Here is a 16,804-nt window from a genome sequence, read left to right on the forward strand (position 1 = left end):
AACCACCCCATAAAACATATATACCTATATGATAGCATAAAAGCACATTATCTTGTGTAAAATTTTATTTCAATTCATAATAGAATTAAATTTTGCACAATATATTTTCGATTGATTTTTGTGCACCTCTGCATTATAATCATATAGATTGTCTTTTACAACATTAATTTAGAAGAAAGGCAGTCAAAATGTTATTCATGAGGTGATTTTCAATAATGATTTCCAAAGATTACACACTTGGTATTGATATTGGTTCCACTACGGTCAAGATTGCACTTCTGGACTCTGAGCATAATATTGTTTTTTCAGATTACAAGAGACATTTTGCCAATATACAGGAAACTCTTTCCGACTTATTACAGGAAGCAGTCAAGGTTAGCGGCAATGTCACTCTTCATCCTGTTATAACAGGTTCAGGCGGTCTGACTCTTGCCAAGCATCTGGAAGTTCCTTTTGTTCAGGAAGTAATCGCTGTATCTACTTCCCTCAAAGAACTTGCTCCCAAAACTGATGTTGCCATTGAGCTTGGCGGTGAAGATGCCAAGATCATTTATTTTGAAGGTGGCAACGTGGAACAGCGTATGAATGGTATCTGTGCCGGAGGTACCGGTTCATTTATCGATCAGATGGCTGCTCTTTTACAGACAGATGCATCAGGTCTTAATGAATATGCCAGAAATTATAATTCACTATACACAATAGCTGCCAGGTGCGGTGTATTTGCCAAATCTGATATACAGCCTCTTATCAATGAAGGAGCAACCAAGGAAGACCTTGCTGCTTCCATTTTCCAGGCTGTTGTTAATCAGACTATTTCAGGTCTTGCATGTGGTAAACCAATCAGAGGACATGTTGCGTTCCTTGGAGGTCCTCTCCACTTCCTTGATCAGCTTAAAGCTTCGTTTATCAGAACCCTTAAGCTTGATGAGGAACACACTATAGATACAGATAATTCACATCTTTTTGCAGCTATAGGTTCTGCTCTTAATGCTAAAGAGGAAACATTCTATACCATGGATGAAATGGTTGGAAAGCTTTCTCATAAGATTGTCATGGATGCAGAAGTATCAAGACTTGATCCTCTTTTCAAAAATGAAGAAGAATACAAAGCATTCAGAAACAGACAGGACCAGTACAAGGTTAAGACTAGAAAACTTGATACCTATAAGGGCAAGGCTTTCCTTGGAATCGATGCTGGTTCTACAACTACAAAATGTGCGCTTATAAGCGAAGACGGTGATCTCCTGTATTCATTCTATTCCAGCAATAACGGAAGCCCACTCAAAACTGCTATATCTTCTATCCAGGAGATTTATAAGCTTATGCCTGAAGGTGTCCGTATTGCACGTGCATGCTCAACAGGTTATGGAGAAGCTCTTCTTAAGTCAGCCCTTCTTTTGGATGACGGCGAAGTTGAGACAATTGCCCATTACAATGCTGCTGCATTCTTTGATCCTGAAGTCGATTGTATCCTTGATATTGGCGGTCAGGACATGAAATGTATTCATATCAAGAACCAGTCAGTAGATTCTGTTCAGCTCAATGAAGCATGTTCATCAGGATGCGGTTCTTTCATAGAAACTTTTGCTAAATCCCTTGATTACAGTGTTCAGGACTTTGCTAAAGTAGCTCTTTATGCCAAGTCTCCTGTAGATCTTGGAACCAGATGCACTGTATTCATGAACTCCAGAGTTAAGCAAGCTCAAAAAGAAGGAGCTGATGTAGCTGATATTTCTTCAGGTCTTGCTTATTCTGTTATCAAAAATGCTCTTTTCAAGGTAATCAAGGTTTCCGATGCCAAGGATCTTGGTAATCACATAGTTGTACAGGGCGGTACTTTCTACAATGATGCTGTTCTTAGGGCATTTGAGATCATATCCGGAGCTCAGGCAATTCGTCCTGATATCGCCGGTATCATGGGTGCTTTTGGAGCTGCTCTTATTGCAAGAGACCGTTATGCAGAGACTGATGGATACCAGACAACTATGCTGTCAATCGATCAGATCAATAATCTGGAATATACAACCAGCATGACAACTTGTCAGGGATGTACAAACCACTGCAGACTTACGATCAATAAATTTACAGGTGGTCGTCAGCACATTTCAGGTAACAGATGTGAAAGAGGAATCGGCAAAGTTAAAAATGCTGCTGGAATCCCTAACCTGTTCGATTACAAATACAAAAGAATATTTGGTTATGAGCCACTCTCTGCTGATAAGGCAACCAGAGGAACTGTAGGTATACCAAGAGTTCTTAATTTCTATGAAAACTATCCATTCTGGTTTACTTTCTTTACCAAGCTTGGATACAGAGTAGTACTCTCCCCTCGTTCAACTCATCAGATTTATGAACTCGGTATTGAGTCTATTCCTAGTGAATCAGAGTGTTATCCTGCCAAGATCAGCCATGGTCATGTTGAATGGCTGATCAAGCAGAATGTTGATTTTATCTTTTACCCTGGCCTTTTCTATGAACGTGAAGAAGTAGAAGGAGCTACAAACCACTATAACTGCCCTATTGTCACTTCTTATTCTGAGAATATCAAGAACAATGTTGAGGCAATCACAAATGGTGATGTTAAGCTCAGGAATCCATTTATGGCATTTACATCTCTTGAGACAGTCACTACTGCTCTTGTTAAAGAGTTCAGCGAGATTCCTGCTGAAGAGCTGATTGCTGCAGCAAAGGATGGCTGGGAAGAAATGGATAGAGCCAGAAAAGATGTACAGAAGAAGGGTGAAGAAACACTTAAATGGATTGAAGAAAACGGTAAGCATGGTATTGTACTTGCCGGTCGTCCTTATCACATCGATCCGGAGATCAACCATGGAATTCCTGATATGATATGTTCCTATGGTGTTGCCGTCCTTACAGAAGACAGTGTATCTCATTTAGGTCATCCTGAGAGACCTCTTATCGTATCAGACCAGTGGATGTATCATTCAAGACTTTACGCCGCTGCAAGTTTTGTCAGAACAAGAGATGATATCGATCTTATTCAGCTTAACTCCTTCGGGTGTGGTCTGGATGCAGTAACAACCGATCAGGTCAATGATATTCTTTCAGGTTCTGATAAGATTTATACATGCCTTAAGATTGATGAAGTAAACAACCTTGGAAGTGCCCGTATCAGAGTGCGTTCTCTTCTTGCTGCAATACGCGTACGTAAGCAAAAGAACAAACAGAGAACCATTCGCGAAACTGCTAATCACAGAGTTCTGTTTACAGAAGACATGCGCAAAAACTACACTCTTTTGTGCCCACAGATGTCTCCTATCCATTTCGATATCTTAGAGCCAGCCTTTGCAGCTTGCGGTTATAACTTTGTTGTAATGCAGAATGATAACAGACACGCTATAGATATGGGGCTTAAATATGTTAATAACGATGCCTGCTACCCTTCACTTTGGGTTGTTGGTCAGATTATGGATGAACTTCATTCCGGTAAATATGACCTCAACAGAACTGCTGTAATCATGTCTCAGACTGGTGGTGGGTGCAGAGCAACAAACTATGTCGGCTTTATCAGACGAGCTCTTAAAAAAGCCGGTATGGAGCAGATTCCTGTAGTTTCTCTGAACCTTTCAAAGCTTGAATCCAATCCAGGATTCCACATCAATTTTGAAATGCTTGAGAGAGCTGCCTATGGTGCTGTTTTTGGCGACATATTCATGAGATGTGTATACAGAATGCGTCCTTACGAAAAGGTTGAAGGTTCTGTAAATGCCTGCCACGAAAAATGGCTTCCAGTTGTAAAAGAATTTGTTACAAGCAAACATATGAGTTTTATAAAGTTCCAGAGATTATGCAGACAGATAATCGAAGACTTTGACAGAATAGAGATTACAGATGAAGTTAAACCAAGAGTTGGTGTTGTAGGCGAAATTCTTGTAAAATTCGCTCCTGCTGCTAATAACCACCTTGTAGAACTTCTCGAAGCTGAAGGCGCAGAAGCTGTTGTTCCGGATCTTATAGACTTCATGCTCTATTGCTTCTACAACCAGATTTACAAAGCTCAGGAACTTGGAACATCCAAGAAAACAGCAAACCTTATGAAGCTTGCTATTTGGGCTATCGAAAAGCTTAGAGGTGGTGCAACAAAGGCCTTTGAGAGAAGTAAGCATTTTGATCCACCAACAAGTATTTATAAGCTCGTTGAATATGCTAAGCCTATCGTTTCTATCGGCAACCAGACTGGTGAAGGATGGTTCCTTACAGGTGAAATGGTTGAACTGATCAAGGAAGGCGCTACAAATATTGTTTGTACACAGCCATTTGGATGTCTTCCTAATCACGTTGTTGGTAAGGGTGTAATCAAGCAGATGCGACATATGTACCCAGGTTGTAACATTGTAGCTATTGACTATGATCCAGGTGCATCAGAAGTTAACCAGCTTAACCGTATCAAGCTCATGCTCTCTACCGCTCAGCGCAAGGTTGAAGAGGAGAAAAAAGCAATTTAATTATTTATAACAAAAAGCCCGAGAAATCTTATTGAATTATTATCATAAGATTTTCCCGGGCTTTTATTATCTCGTATTTCTTATTCTGTAGGCTTTATTATTATCTCATTTGTTTTTTCTATTATTTTCTATTAGTTTTACGATGCATTCTTCTATAACGCCACAAATTGATATAGCAAATAAGGGCAAGAACAAGTGCAATCAATATAACAATGATCAGTTGCAATACAAGTTTATTAACATTTACAGCTTCATAGGCTATAGAATACTCAGAAAATTTATCTGTTCTGAAAGTAACTGTGTCAGGGTCATCATCAAGGTCTCTTAATATATCAACTACGCCATTATGATTTCTTAATACACAATAATTTCTTCCCGACTTTTTATAGGCATCTGGAATAGGCAACACTACAAGAAGTTCACTTCCTGTTTTGGTGAGTACTTCACTAGATCCGTTTTCAGACTTCATAATAAAGAAATCAAAATAGCAAAGCGGTTTATAGCCTATCTTTGTTTGCATCAACTTTTTGGTAGCTGCATCAACTGTGGCAGAATTATCTGTAATGCTGACATTAAACAAAATTGGATTTCCGCTTAAAACTGATACTTTTTCGTCTTCCGTAAGTGTAGCTGATACAACAGTTTCAAAGTTAATAAGTGAAGGATTATCAAAATACAGACCTTGTGATGTTTCCTGTGTATACGCAGCAAAAGAATTATTAACAGTAACCTGAAGCACGCCAGTTTCATAAGCCTCTTTCAAAAGAGCCATCTCAGCGTTATCGTTTATCAGCCTTCTGACTGTAGCATCATCAAGTCCGTATTTAGCCATGATGCTGTTGTTAGAAGCTAGCTCATTATTAGCATTATTAGCAGGAGTATCATCAAGAGGAACAAAGGTATCTTCTATATAGTCCTCACCATCGAGTTCTCCTTCTTCCTGTTTTGTTTCCTCTTTTACAATGTTTTGCTCAGGTACAGCTCCCTGATTTGCAGTTTCTGTAGAATACTCTGTCTTTTTCGTTTCCTTTTTTTGTGGAGCAACAGCCTGTTGCCCCGTAGATGAGGAATTTTTTTGAGGTGCAGCCTGAACTTTCTCAAAAGTTGCTGTAATAGTATGTGCCTTTCCTACCTGATTGAATGTATAACTGGCAGCTGGGCCAATGTTTTTACCATCAACAGTTACGTTTTTAACTGTATAATTAGCACTTGGAACTATCTGATAAGTTATACTTCCACCTTCCTGAACAGTATACTCTCCACTTGGTACTATTGAACCACCCTCATTTGTAATACCTGAAACAACCTTATATGTTTTTACTTCTCTTTTCCTAAAGCTTGCAGTAATATTTAAATCATTTTCAATTTTATCAATTACATATTCTGTGTTATAAGAAACAACCTGTCCATTTACAATCCAACCGGCGAACTCATATCCATCATAGGCTCTTTGCTTGATTACAACCTTTTTGCCTTTATCATATTTACCTGCGCCCTCATAAGTTCCGGTATCCTGCGGTGTTACAGATACATAAACATTATACTTATTTCTAGTAAATACAGCTGTTATATTTCTGTCCGATGTAACATTATTTAGCTGAATAGAATTCGAAGTACTTAGAGTTTTATTGTTTTCAACAAATTCCTTAAAGGCATAGCCCTCTTTAGCTTTAGCTGTGATGGTTATATTTCCGCCACTTTGAATCACGCAGCTGTCAGTAATAGTTCCTCCGTCAGTTGTATTTACACTGGTTTTGATATAACAAGTTGTTCTTGTAAATTTCGCAACTACTTTTCTGTCTGATGTAATATTTGTAAGGTCAAAAGCTGGGGCAGTTGATATAAGATTGCTGCCTTCATACCAGCCGGAAAATGAAAAATTATTATTTGGAGAAGCTGAGATACGTACAGATCCGCCATTTCTTACAGCACCTCCGCCTGCCACAGCGCCTCCACCAACAGGATCAGCAGAAACACTTACAATATGATCTACAGGCTGAAGATTTACAATTGAGCTATCATAAAATCTTGTATCTTGTTTGGATGTTGCAATAACAGCAAGGGTTGTAGATGTCTCATCAGCAGATACTGATAAAACGCCGTCAGAATTAATTGTTGTTTTAGTTGTATTATTGCCTGTAACAGACCAGCTTACTCCTTGGTTATAGCCATTACCGCCCTTTACTTTTGCAGAAAACTGATAGGACTTACCGCATGGCAATGAAACTGTAGCCGGTATAATCTCAACAGATTCAACATATGGCTCATTCTTTTTTATTGTCATCGTTACAGTAACCTGCACTCTATGGTGCTGCCTTATATCATTGGCAGAGTAAAATACATAATAAGCACAATAATCGCCTGCAGGGAGGCTGGTATCTGCGACAATATAAAAAGGAATCTGCGATCCCGGATTTGTATCAAGACTTGCCCCAGGTGCAACTTCAAGGTCAAAAGCTGTTGAAGGATCATACTCATCCCAAGTAATAGGAAATGGAGTTTCACCTGTATTAACAATACTAAACTTCTGAATATCAATGTAATCATTCTGATAAACTATGCCATAATTCAGATTGGGAGTATAGCATGTAAGATCGTAATCAAATGGGTCATATTGAATTTCCTCATTTGATGGCTCATTATCAGAGCTGTAATCCTGGTTTCCATCACCAGAGGTAAAGGTAACATCATAATTATCATTCTCTGGCTCAGACATTATTTCTATGTCGTAGTCGTCAAAAGAAGTATCCTCATCGTCATTAGTTATTTCTTCATTTTCCTTAGCATAAACATAATGGAGTTGAATCGTGGAAACGGCAGAAATAACGAGACATAAAGCAAGAACAATAGCATTCACCCTCGCAAAGAAATTATTTTTCATTATTATTCCTCCTCATCGAAATAAAACTTCACTATATTATGATAACATTTATAAGAATATGTAATTATAAAAAAATCCTGAAAGTTTTTACGCTTTCAGGATTTTATACGAATATAAAAATATTGTGGAAATTAATTCTGAGCTGTTTTGTCAGATACCAAACTTTTAACCAATGCATCCATTGATGTATCTGCGTAGGATTTACCATTTATGTCAGCAAAGAAATTCAATTTACCATTTTTGTCAAGACTGATTCCAAAATTAGAAACCTCATCTTTTTCATTGGTGTTTTCACCAATTTTCTTGCCCAGATCTGAAATTTTACTCATTGCATCATCAATCTGGCCAAGGAGTTTATCTTTTGCTTCCTTATCCTGGGGAGCATCTGAAGAAAGTAGTTTCATCTCATCTTCCGAAAGGATGATACTGTATTCAAGATCTCCTCCAATTTGTGACAGATCATCGCCCGGACCTGCAACAAATACGTCTGCATTGTCATATTTCTTTTGTAAAAGATCTACAACTTTGCCAAACATTTCGACTTCCGGAGAAAACTCCACTTTAGCACTATCTCCAAATAAATTGGAAATCCCGGTTGCCTTTTTTTCGTTAGTTTCCTTTCCAGAAGGTCCTCTGACTTTGTTTCCGGCAATAGCGCCGCGAGAATTGCCTACATCGCGTACATAATTGCCAATGTTACTACTTACACTATTAGCCATATTTTCCTCCTTGAATTAGTCGCGTAGAATCCATTCTACGTGTAGTGAAAAGAATATAAATACAAAGTAACCCATTAAGAGTATCCTTATACTTAACTTCACACTATCATTCGTGTTACGCAATAACAATTAAATAAATATTAAATTTAATACTTAACGAAAAAAACTTCCAGATAAATAATTTTATCTGGAAGTAAAATTTCAATATTCCAATACCTGATTACTTTTTAAGGAGTTCATAGTCCTCAACATATTGCATAATGAACTTAACAGTTCCATCAATTCCAAGTATACCCGAATTGATGGAGAGATCATAGCTATCAGCTCTGCCCCACTTCTTGGAAGAATAATAATTGTAATAGCTCTGACGCTGTTTATCCTTCTTATTCATCATATCTCTAGCCTGATCATCAGTCTTGACATCAGCAAAACGTTCCTTGATTCGTTTGATCTTGCTCTCCTCATCAGCGTGAATGAAAATGTTTAGAACATTGTCAAAATCACTAAGAGCATAATCAGCACAACGTCCGACTATAACACACGGGCCTTCCTCAGCAATCTTTTTGATCGTATCAAATTGTGCAAGAAATACCTTATGACTAATAGGCATATCTACAAAACTTGAAGCGTTATATCCAAAAGAATATGTATCCATTACAAGATTATACAAGAATGAATTAGTTGGTCTCTCGTCATGATTCTGAATCATTTCTTCACAAAAGCCACTCTCTTTAGCAGCTCTACTAAGAAGTTCTTTATCATAACAGTTAATACCATAATTCTTGGCAAGTAATTCACCTATTTCTCTTCCGCCGGAACCAAACTGTCTTCCAATCGTAATAATTGTATTCATACACTCACCCCTTTTAAGCAATAATAGACGCTTTTTCTAATATTATTTTATCTTATTTAAGAACATTGAGCAAATGATTAAAATATTCCGGAAGCGGAGCATCTGTTTCAATATATTCACCACTTACAGGATGTATAAAACCAAGTGTTTTGGCATGAAGGCATTGACCATTTGTCTTAAACTTAGAATGTCTGCCCGATGCATACACCTCATCTCCCAAAAGTGGATGACCAATGTGGGACATGTGAACTCTTATCTGATGGGTTCTTCCGGTCTGCAGTTTACATTCTATATATGTGAATCCATCTTCAGGAAAGCGTTTCAAAACTCTGTAGTGCGTCGACGCATATTTGCCGCCTGGAACTACAGCCATCTTTTTCCTGTCGTTAACACTACGGCCTATAGGAGCTGTTACATCTCCTTCATCCTCTTTTATCACTCCATAGCATATAGCATGATACACCCTATTTATGGAATGCTCTTTGAGCTGCTCAGCAATAGACTGATGTGCATTATCATTTTTACAAATAATTACTGACCCGGTTGTATCCTTATCAATTCTATGTACTATTCCGGGTCTCATAACGCCATTAATACCTGAAAGATTATCTTTACAATGATACATAATGGCATTTACCAAAGTATCTTTGTAATGACCGGCAGCAGGATGAACCACCATATCCTTGGGCTTATTTACAACAACCACATCGTTATCCTCGTATATAATATCAAGTGGGATATCCTGAGGAAGTATCTGTGGTATCTCAATAGGGGGAATCTCCATTACTATCTCGTCATTTTCAGACACATGGAAGCTGGCCTTAACTACTTTACCATTACAGCTTACTTTTTTATCATCAATAAGCTTCTTGATATAAGTTCTGGAAAGTGAATCAATCAACTCGCTTATAAGCTTGTCAATTCTCATTCCATCATATTCATCTGTTACGATAAACTCAAAAAATTCACTTTTTGATTCCATTACTTAAATTCCCTAAATTTGTTGTGCTGTTTAAAGCTCAAGAAATTAAAATCACTTTCCTTATAATAAAAAAGGAATAAAAAGACAAATACAAAAGTTGCCACGGTAACATATATATCAGCAACATTAAAAATCGGGAAATTGATAAGCACGAAGTAAATGAAATCTACTACATAATCATTTTTGATCCTGTCTATCATGTTTCCTGCAGCTCCACTCGCAATGAAAACAAGAAGAATATGCAGAATATTATATTTCTTATCATCAGGTAGTCTAAATAATACATAGCCAATGATCAAAAGAATAATTATTGCAACCAATACAAAGAATACTTTCTGATTCTGAAGCATGCCAAAAGCTGCTCCGGAATTCTTGAGAAAATTAAGCTCAAGAACACCACTAATAATTTTATATGCAGGTTTATCCTGTAAATGAACTACTGCCAGGTGCTTGGTAAACTGGTCAAGGAAAACCAGTAAAAGTATCAAAAATGCATCAACTGCCAAAAAAATCTTTTTCTTTTTTGAAATCTTATTCATCAAATATATCCTTTACTTAATCATTATTCTCAATATAGATAATCTCATCAAGAGCCTTTTTCATATCTTCATCTGTAATGTCGGTGGTGATGAAAGCTTTTCCTATGCCCTTTAAGAGAATAAATCTAATTTTATTACTGTCAGACTTCTTATCAGACTTAGTTAACCTGATAACCTCTTCAGGATCTATGTCCTCAATGGATATAGGAAGATTAAATGGAACAAACATATCCCTGATTTCATAATATTCTTCCATAGAAATCAACTCTTTTTTCCAGGACATAAATGCAGCAGCAACACAACCAAGAGCCACACATTCACCATGTAAAAGTTCGAAATTCTTGGCTTTTTCAATGGCATGTCCAATTGTATGACCAAAGTTTAATAGAGCTCTGCCGCCTTTTTCAGTAGGATCTTTTTCTACAACAGCCTTTTTGATCTCACAGCTGCGTCTTATCATCTCAAGAGTTACATCCTGATCCTTATCGCTGATCTCATACATATTCTCAATAAGCCATGTATAAAAATTCTGATCCTTGATAAGACCGTGTTTCATAACCTCAGCAAATCCTGAAGCAAATTGTCTGTCACTTAATGTATTAAGCGTAGAAATATTGGTATAAACAAGACTTGGCATATGGAAAGCACCAATCATATTCTTGTAACCATCAAAGTCAACTCCGGTTTTCCCACCAATGCTGCTGTCAGTTTGAGCTAAAAGTGTAGTAGGTATCTGGATAAAAGAGATACCTCTAAGATATGTAGCAGCTGTAAAACCAGTCATATCACCAACTACTCCGCCTCCAAGCGCTACCAAAAGGTCGTGTCTGTCAAAATGATTTTTAATAAGAAAACTATATATTTTGTTTATCTCACTTAGGTTCTTGTTATTCTCTCCTGCAGGTATTTCATATATAAACACCTTATCAGAAACGCTCTTTAATATACTTACAACCTCATCCCCATAGAGAGGTTTAACATTACTATCTGTAATAACTGCTATCTTTCTGCCATTAAAACCAAGCTCCGCTACAGAATCTGAAAGCCCATCAAAAGAAGTATCAAAAACTATGTTGTAACAAGGTTTTTTATCATAATTAATTGTCAATAATCCACTCACAATAAATGTCTCCGTAATCTATATAAATAATATAATCACAGCCATCCCACCTGACAAAGCTCATAGTGACAGCGCTGTAATACAAAAGAGGCTGTTGACCATTTACTTTAAGTCAACAGCCTAATATTCATGATAATATCAGTTTATCTGCTGAGGCCCATCAGAAACTCCACCGCCAAATGCACCATTGAGCATTGACTGGAAATCACCGGAAATATCAACAGAAGCCGGAGTAATTATAAAAATGTATCTTGAAATCTTCTGAAGATTACCTGAAATAGCATATGTAGAGCCTGATGTGAAGTCAATGATCCTCTGTGCAATGTCTACGTCTAATCCTTCGAGATTAAGAACTACTGTACGATTAGCGAGCAAAGTATCTGTAATCTCTCTGCCATCCTCAACTGAAGTAGGTTTGATAACACAAACCTCCATACCTGCTGAACTCATTGATTTCTTGGATCTTGCAGGAATAACCTTAGGAGAAAGCTTCTTGGTCTTCTCTTCCGGTATTTCTATACTAGGATCGTCTTTTCCGATTGGAGCAGAACTGTTAATAGACTCTATCTTGGAAGTGGCATTATCATAGCTATCATCGTAGTCGTCATAGTAACCACTATCATCATCCCCATTAAGCTGAATTGCCTTTAAAAACTTATCCATTACGCTCATACTAATATACTCCTCGTGACTAATTTTCCCAACAAAAAACCAACTATTATTTTAACTTAATATTACATAAAATGTCAAATTTATTGACTATCAGCTTCTCCTGCATTATCTACTGCATTTACATCCAGAACGATATAATCATAAACACTTAACCCATACATCGTATTAGACTTAACAATAGAGTATTCGTCATTCTGATACAATATTCGAATCTGTCTAAAATCAGGATAACCTTTATTGATATTATAAACACCTACAAGCGTATCCTGCTTGCCAACAGCGAATCTTTCATTGGAATCAGGCATGATCAGTGTATCTCCTGACCTAAGCTCATCCATATCTACATAATACTCCGTATCATTTTCGTTATAAATCGTGATATTTACAAACTCAGATGTCTCATTTCCCTGTTCATCAAATTTGTTACGTAAAACTCCGCTTGTATTATCATTATTCTTGATAACATAAGCCTTAGGTATTAGGTAAAAACTCTTATTTGAAACAGCAGAGTTTGGAATCTTTAGCCCTTTTTCATCTTCTGAAATCAGTTCAACGCTAAGAATTCTGTCCCTGCAAAATGTAATCATAGAATTGGTAAAAGTAAGAACAACAAAGGTATCGCCTTCAGGATTACTAACTGTAGAAACCTTACCCCAGGATTCATTCTGGTTTTTGAGAAATCTGACTTTTATATACCCGCTGTCAACCATTTCCTGAACTTTATCAGGATCATCTTCTCTGATAACTATTGACCATTCCTCATTTGTACAAAGCTTATAAACAGGATCCCCGGCTTTAACCAAAGCATTATTGATCAGCTGATTCTTAGAATAAGAACTGCTATCAAACATTTCTGCCTTAAGATCAGAAGGTGTAAGACTCTCATATCCGTCCGTAGAATATATAACAATTCCAGTATCTCCCGCATACTTGTAATTAATAGACTGCAAAGCAGAATTACCGGAATTCAGAGTACTGATATTATTTAAAATAGAATTATTTGATAATTTCTGAACAGTACCGTCCAGGCCGACTTTAAAATCATAGACAGTATAAAAATCATGCTCATCAAAAGAAGAACTAAAGTCAACAATCTGAGAACGCAATTCACTCAGATCTTCATCACTCAAAAAAACTTCATCCGAACCTTGAGACTTGAGAAATTCGAGAAGCTGCCCAGATTCGTCCACTGTATAAACAAGGTTTCCAACAGCGACTCTGCCCCCTTCTGCAGCAAAATAATTAACATATCCAGCAGTATCGCTCTCAACTATTTCTTCATCTCTTAATGCTATTGCCTCGTAAATATTATTGGTAGAAAGAGAACCTTCCTGAACCTCATAACCAACAATATGTTCTTTTCTGAAATAAGAAATAACACTGATAATGATGTAAATGCCAATGACAGCAAAGAAAACAACACCAATATTTATATTATTCAGATTCTTGGGATATTTAGTTACTTTTGGATATTTCTCCTGTGCCATCTTCCCCCAACCTTTTATTGCAAAATTTATTTTAAAAGATAACTCATGCAAAAGATAAGCCGCGGATTTCCGCGGCTTATCGCAATACTCAATTCAAAAATACTATCAAAGAGAAATAACAATCTTTGATTTAACGGCTTCTGGAACCTCTGCCTCATCCATTGAAAGGCTGAGTACAAAATCAATATTAAACTTCTCGGAAAGCTTATCAAGTTTATCAATAGTCTCAGTAATATCCTTACCTTCAAGGCAAGAAATCTTAAGGAAACTATCAAAATACATCTGCTGGAGATCATGGTCTTGAGAAATAATACCACTTACGAAGCCTATGAATTCATCGGCATTTGAGATCATAAAATCTGATACAACAATTAAACGAATCTTGTTATTAAGCTCATACATGTGCTTGGTGTTCTTATCAAGAAAGGCTATACTACCAAGAACGTTCTTAACCTCAGTATTAACCTTATCCAATAAGCATTTGGTCTTTCCTTTACCCTTTTTCCCAACAATTAACTGAACCATTGGCATACCCTCCTGCAAGCAAGAATTTATTGATATATTAATTATATGTTATTGGTTATTAAAAGACAACCTTAATTAACGATTTCATTCAACAATTGTGCCATATCATTATAAAGTGTACCGCTGTCTGTATCACGCATGATTACTGCAATGTAAGGATTTCCTGCTGTATCTCTTGCAAGCAGAATAAGGCAATGGCCTGCAGCCTGAGTAGTACCTGTTTTACCACCAATAACTGTAACGCCTGAAGGAACCGGTTTAGCACCTGTCAAAAAGCCATTAGTATTGGAAATATCTACATCCTTGGATGCTCCTGTTGCGTCGATATAGGATGTTGTATAGCTGTTCATATTGATGATCTCACTGAATGTATCATATTGCATAGCAGCATTAAATATCAGATACATATCATAGGCAGTAACATAGTGTTCATCACTGGTAAGGCCATTTGGATTTTCAAAATGTGTCTTAGTTGCACCTATAGCATATGCCTCAGCGTTCATCGTATTAACAAACTCCTCAATAGATCCACTGATATTAGATGCGATAAGATTAGCTACGTCATTAGCCGAATATATCAAAAGAATATGCAAGGCCTGGTCCAGAGTCATTCTATCCCCTTCCTTAAGCCCAATCTTCTGAGCACCGCTTTCATTGACATAAACATCTGAGCCTGCAACAAGAACTTGTTCCAAACTGCCATACTTGAGAGCAACATATGCAGTCATAACCTTGGTAAGACTTGCAGGCATTACTCTATCATTAACATTTTGTGCAAAAAGAGTTTCCCTGTTAGTCAAGTCAAAAAGTCCTGCGCTAACAGAATCTGTTATAGATGAATTATCGTTTCCTATATCAGAATTAACTACACACAGATCTGAAGCATAAGTAGGATAGTTCATGGATATCTGGTCATCAGATAAAAAAGAATTAACGGAATATCCGGCTGCTGTTGAAGCACCCGCACATCCCGTTATATTTAAAATTACAATTAATAGAGAAGCTATTACTCCAATAGCTTTATTTGTACATTTCACGCCACTCAAGGTCCCCTCTGTCAAGTGATTTGATCAATAATTCTGCTGAAGCAAGATTCGTTGCTACAGGTATATTATGCATATCACATAATGTCATAACATTATTAACATCAGGCTCATGAGATTTAACAGTGAGAGGATCTCTCAAAAATATCACAAGGTCAATTTCATTGTGTTCAATTGCAGCTCCAAGCTGCTGTGCGCCACCAAGATGTCCGGCCAGATATTTGTGAACAGAAAGATTTGTAACTTCCTCAATAAGTCTGCCGGTAGTACCTGTGGCATATAAATCATTTTTACTAAGGATTCCTCTGTATGCTATACAGAAATTCTGCATAAGTTTCTTCTTGGCGTCATGTGCTATAAGTGCTATATTCATCTAACTTATACCCTCCCCAAATAGTACTTGTTACTCTGTAGTCTTACATTTAATACAAAACCTATTCCCATATAGGAACTAAGAAGTGAAGTCAAACCATAACTTACAAACGGAAGCGGAATACCGGTATTAGGAATAACTCCGGTAGCAACTCCGATATTGATAAAGCCTTGAAAACCAATCCAGGCTCCAACACCTGCGGCAATAATCTCTCCGGCCCTGTTTCTGGCTCTCATGGAGATCATAAAACACTCTATAGAAATTGCCAGTATGAGTACTATAACAATACACGCTCCGACAAATCCAAATTCCTCACCAATTACTGTAAAAATAAAGTCTGTAGGCGATTCGGAAATGAATCCTCCGTTTAATACTGAACTGATCTCGTTTGTATTATATCCCTTGCCATATAACTGTCCGGACCCAATTGCCATCATAGAATTAAGCGTCTGATAAGCATCAGAATTGGCATAATCTTCCGGATGAAGCCAGGCAAGGATTCGTCTCTGCTGGTACTCATGAAGAATACTGCTCTCACCCTGTACTGCATTATAAATAACAAACAAAGCGGATGGAATCGCTATTGAAAGAACAGCAACGACAATCTTCCAGCTAATACCTGCAACAAACATTATTGAAGAAAAAATCATCATAACCATGATACAGGTTGATAGGTCTGGCTGCATCGCAATCAGCGCTAGCGGCAATGCAAGAAGCGCAAGACATATAAGAACAAAACCAAAGGATTTGATTCGGTCCTTATATTTCATAATAAACTGAGCATAAAATAAAATCAATAATATTTTAGCTGCCTCTGAAGGCTGAAAAGTGATACCAAAGAGATTGATCCATCTCTGAGCTCCATTTGTGCTGCTACCAAGGGGGGATAAAACAAGCGCAAGCAAAACAGCATTGCCTATATAAAACAGGATATAAAGCTTAACCAGCAGAAGGTAATCAAGAAGCGAGATAAATACCATCATTACTACTCCAAGTGCAAAACCGGCAATCTGTTTGTTCCTTGAAGAAGGATCTGCTGAATTAATAGCCATTATTCCTATTGTTGTAAGAGCCATGACCATGATCACAAGGGCGAAATCGTAATCTATGATCTTATATTTTTTTATCATCTAAATATTTCTCC

Annotated in this window: 13 protein-coding genes; 1 reads left to right on the forward strand and 12 read right to left on the reverse strand. The window is 37.2% G+C overall.

Annotation, left to right across the window (positions count from 1 at the left end; genetic code table 11):
- Positions 1 to 215 precede the first annotated feature (215 nt).
- Entirely contained in the window at positions 216 to 4,466 is a 4,251-nt protein-coding gene (locus BPR_RS07475; protein WP_013280861.1) for a 2-hydroxyacyl-CoA dehydratase, read from the forward strand.
- Between the two features lie 121 nt (positions 4,467 to 4,587).
- On the opposite strand, the gene BPR_RS07480 is transcribed toward BPR_RS07475, so the two are convergent.
- The 12 genes from BPR_RS07480 to BPR_RS07535 form a co-directional block, all read right to left on the reverse strand.
- Positions 4,588 to 7,347, reverse strand: a complete 2,760-nt coding sequence (locus BPR_RS07480) for an InlB B-repeat-containing protein (protein WP_013280862.1) — start codon at positions 7,345 to 7,347, stop codon at positions 4,588 to 4,590.
- Between the two features lie 131 nt (positions 7,348 to 7,478).
- Positions 7,479 to 8,066 carry a DUF6033 family protein gene (locus BPR_RS07485; protein WP_013280863.1) on the reverse strand — a complete coding sequence of 196 codons (588 nt, stop codon included), beginning with the start codon at positions 8,064 to 8,066 and terminating at the stop codon, positions 7,479 to 7,481.
- Positions 8,067 to 8,286: 220 nt separating this feature from the next.
- Positions 8,287 to 8,919 (reverse strand): cytidylate kinase-like family protein, encoded by a 633-nt coding sequence (locus tag BPR_RS07490; protein WP_013280864.1) that lies wholly within the window; start codon positions 8,917 to 8,919, stop codon positions 8,287 to 8,289.
- Between the two features lie 52 nt (positions 8,920 to 8,971).
- A complete protein-coding gene (locus tag BPR_RS07495; RefSeq protein WP_013280865.1) occupies positions 8,972 to 9,901 on the reverse strand; it encodes an RluA family pseudouridine synthase in 930 nt (309 codons plus the stop codon).
- On the reverse strand, positions 9,901 to 10,440 hold the full coding sequence (lspA, locus tag BPR_RS07500) for a signal peptidase II (RefSeq protein ID WP_013280866.1): 540 nt from the start codon (positions 10,438 to 10,440) through the stop codon (positions 9,901 to 9,903). Before lspA ends, BPR_RS07495 begins: the two co-directional genes overlap by 1 nt.
- 16 nt (positions 10,441 to 10,456) lie before the next feature.
- Entirely contained in the window at positions 10,457 to 11,560 is a 1,104-nt protein-coding gene (gene aroB / locus BPR_RS07505) for a 3-dehydroquinate synthase (RefSeq protein WP_013280867.1), read from the reverse strand.
- 138 nt (positions 11,561 to 11,698) lie between these two features.
- Positions 11,699 to 12,232 (reverse strand): cell division protein SepF, encoded by a 534-nt coding sequence (locus BPR_RS07510; RefSeq protein ID WP_013280868.1) that lies wholly within the window; start codon positions 12,230 to 12,232, stop codon positions 11,699 to 11,701.
- Between the two features lie 80 nt (positions 12,233 to 12,312).
- Positions 12,313 to 13,719, reverse strand: a complete 1,407-nt coding sequence (locus tag BPR_RS07515) for an HlyD family efflux transporter periplasmic adaptor subunit (RefSeq protein WP_013280869.1) — start codon at positions 13,717 to 13,719, stop codon at positions 12,313 to 12,315.
- Between the two features lie 105 nt (positions 13,720 to 13,824).
- Positions 13,825 to 14,244 carry a hypothetical protein gene (locus tag BPR_RS07520; protein WP_013280870.1) on the reverse strand — a complete coding sequence of 140 codons (420 nt, stop codon included), beginning with the start codon at positions 14,242 to 14,244 and terminating at the stop codon, positions 13,825 to 13,827.
- A 71-nt stretch (positions 14,245 to 14,315) separates the two neighbouring features.
- Positions 14,316 to 15,281, reverse strand: coding sequence for a D-alanyl-D-alanine carboxypeptidase family protein (locus BPR_RS07525; protein WP_143754274.1), 966 nt, complete (start codon positions 15,279 to 15,281; stop codon positions 14,316 to 14,318).
- Complete coding sequence (gene mgsA, locus BPR_RS07530; RefSeq protein ID WP_013280872.1) at positions 15,265 to 15,660, reverse strand: methylglyoxal synthase; 396 nt, start codon at positions 15,658 to 15,660, stop codon at positions 15,265 to 15,267. The genes BPR_RS07525 and mgsA overlap by 17 nt, the downstream gene beginning before the upstream one ends.
- A gap of 5 nt (positions 15,661 to 15,665) precedes the next feature.
- Positions 15,666 to 16,790, reverse strand: coding sequence for an FtsW/RodA/SpoVE family cell cycle protein (locus BPR_RS07535; RefSeq protein ID WP_013280873.1), 1,125 nt, complete (start codon positions 16,788 to 16,790; stop codon positions 15,666 to 15,668).
- Between the last annotated feature and the right edge of the window lie 14 nt (positions 16,791 to 16,804).

This window comes from Butyrivibrio proteoclasticus B316, assembly GCF_000145035.1.
Lineage (GTDB): Bacteria > Bacillota > Clostridia > Lachnospirales > Lachnospiraceae > Butyrivibrio > Butyrivibrio proteoclasticus.

Bases quoted from the DNA above. Each gene is read 5' to 3' on its own strand.
- BPR_RS07475 (WP_013280861.1), top strand. From the start codon at position 216: ATGATTTCCAAAGATTACACACTTGGTATTGATATTGGTTCCACTACG.
- BPR_RS07480 (WP_013280862.1), bottom strand. From the start codon at position 7,347: ATGAAAAATAATTTCTTTGCGAGGGTGAATGCTATTGTTCTTGCTTTA.
- BPR_RS07485 (WP_013280863.1), bottom strand. From the start codon at position 8,066: ATGGCTAATAGTGTAAGTAGTAACATTGGCAATTATGTACGCGATGTA.
- BPR_RS07490 (WP_013280864.1), bottom strand. From the start codon at position 8,919: ATGAATACAATTATTACGATTGGAAGACAGTTTGGTTCCGGCGGAAGA.
- BPR_RS07495 (WP_013280865.1), bottom strand. From the start codon at position 9,901: ATGGAATCAAAAAGTGAATTTTTTGAGTTTATCGTAACAGATGAATAT.
- lspA (WP_013280866.1), bottom strand. From the start codon at position 10,440: ATGAATAAGATTTCAAAAAAGAAAAAGATTTTTTTGGCAGTTGATGCA.
- BPR_RS07510 (WP_013280868.1), bottom strand. From the start codon at position 12,232: ATGAGCGTAATGGATAAGTTTTTAAAGGCAATTCAGCTTAATGGGGAT.
- BPR_RS07515 (WP_013280869.1), bottom strand. From the start codon at position 13,719: ATGGCACAGGAGAAATATCCAAAAGTAACTAAATATCCCAAGAATCTG.
- BPR_RS07520 (WP_013280870.1), bottom strand. From the start codon at position 14,244: ATGGTTCAGTTAATTGTTGGGAAAAAGGGTAAAGGAAAGACCAAATGC.
- mgsA (WP_013280872.1), bottom strand. From the start codon at position 15,660: ATGAATATAGCACTTATAGCACATGACGCCAAGAAGAAACTTATGCAG.
- BPR_RS07535 (WP_013280873.1), bottom strand. From the start codon at position 16,790: ATGATAAAAAAATATAAGATCATAGATTACGATTTCGCCCTTGTGATC.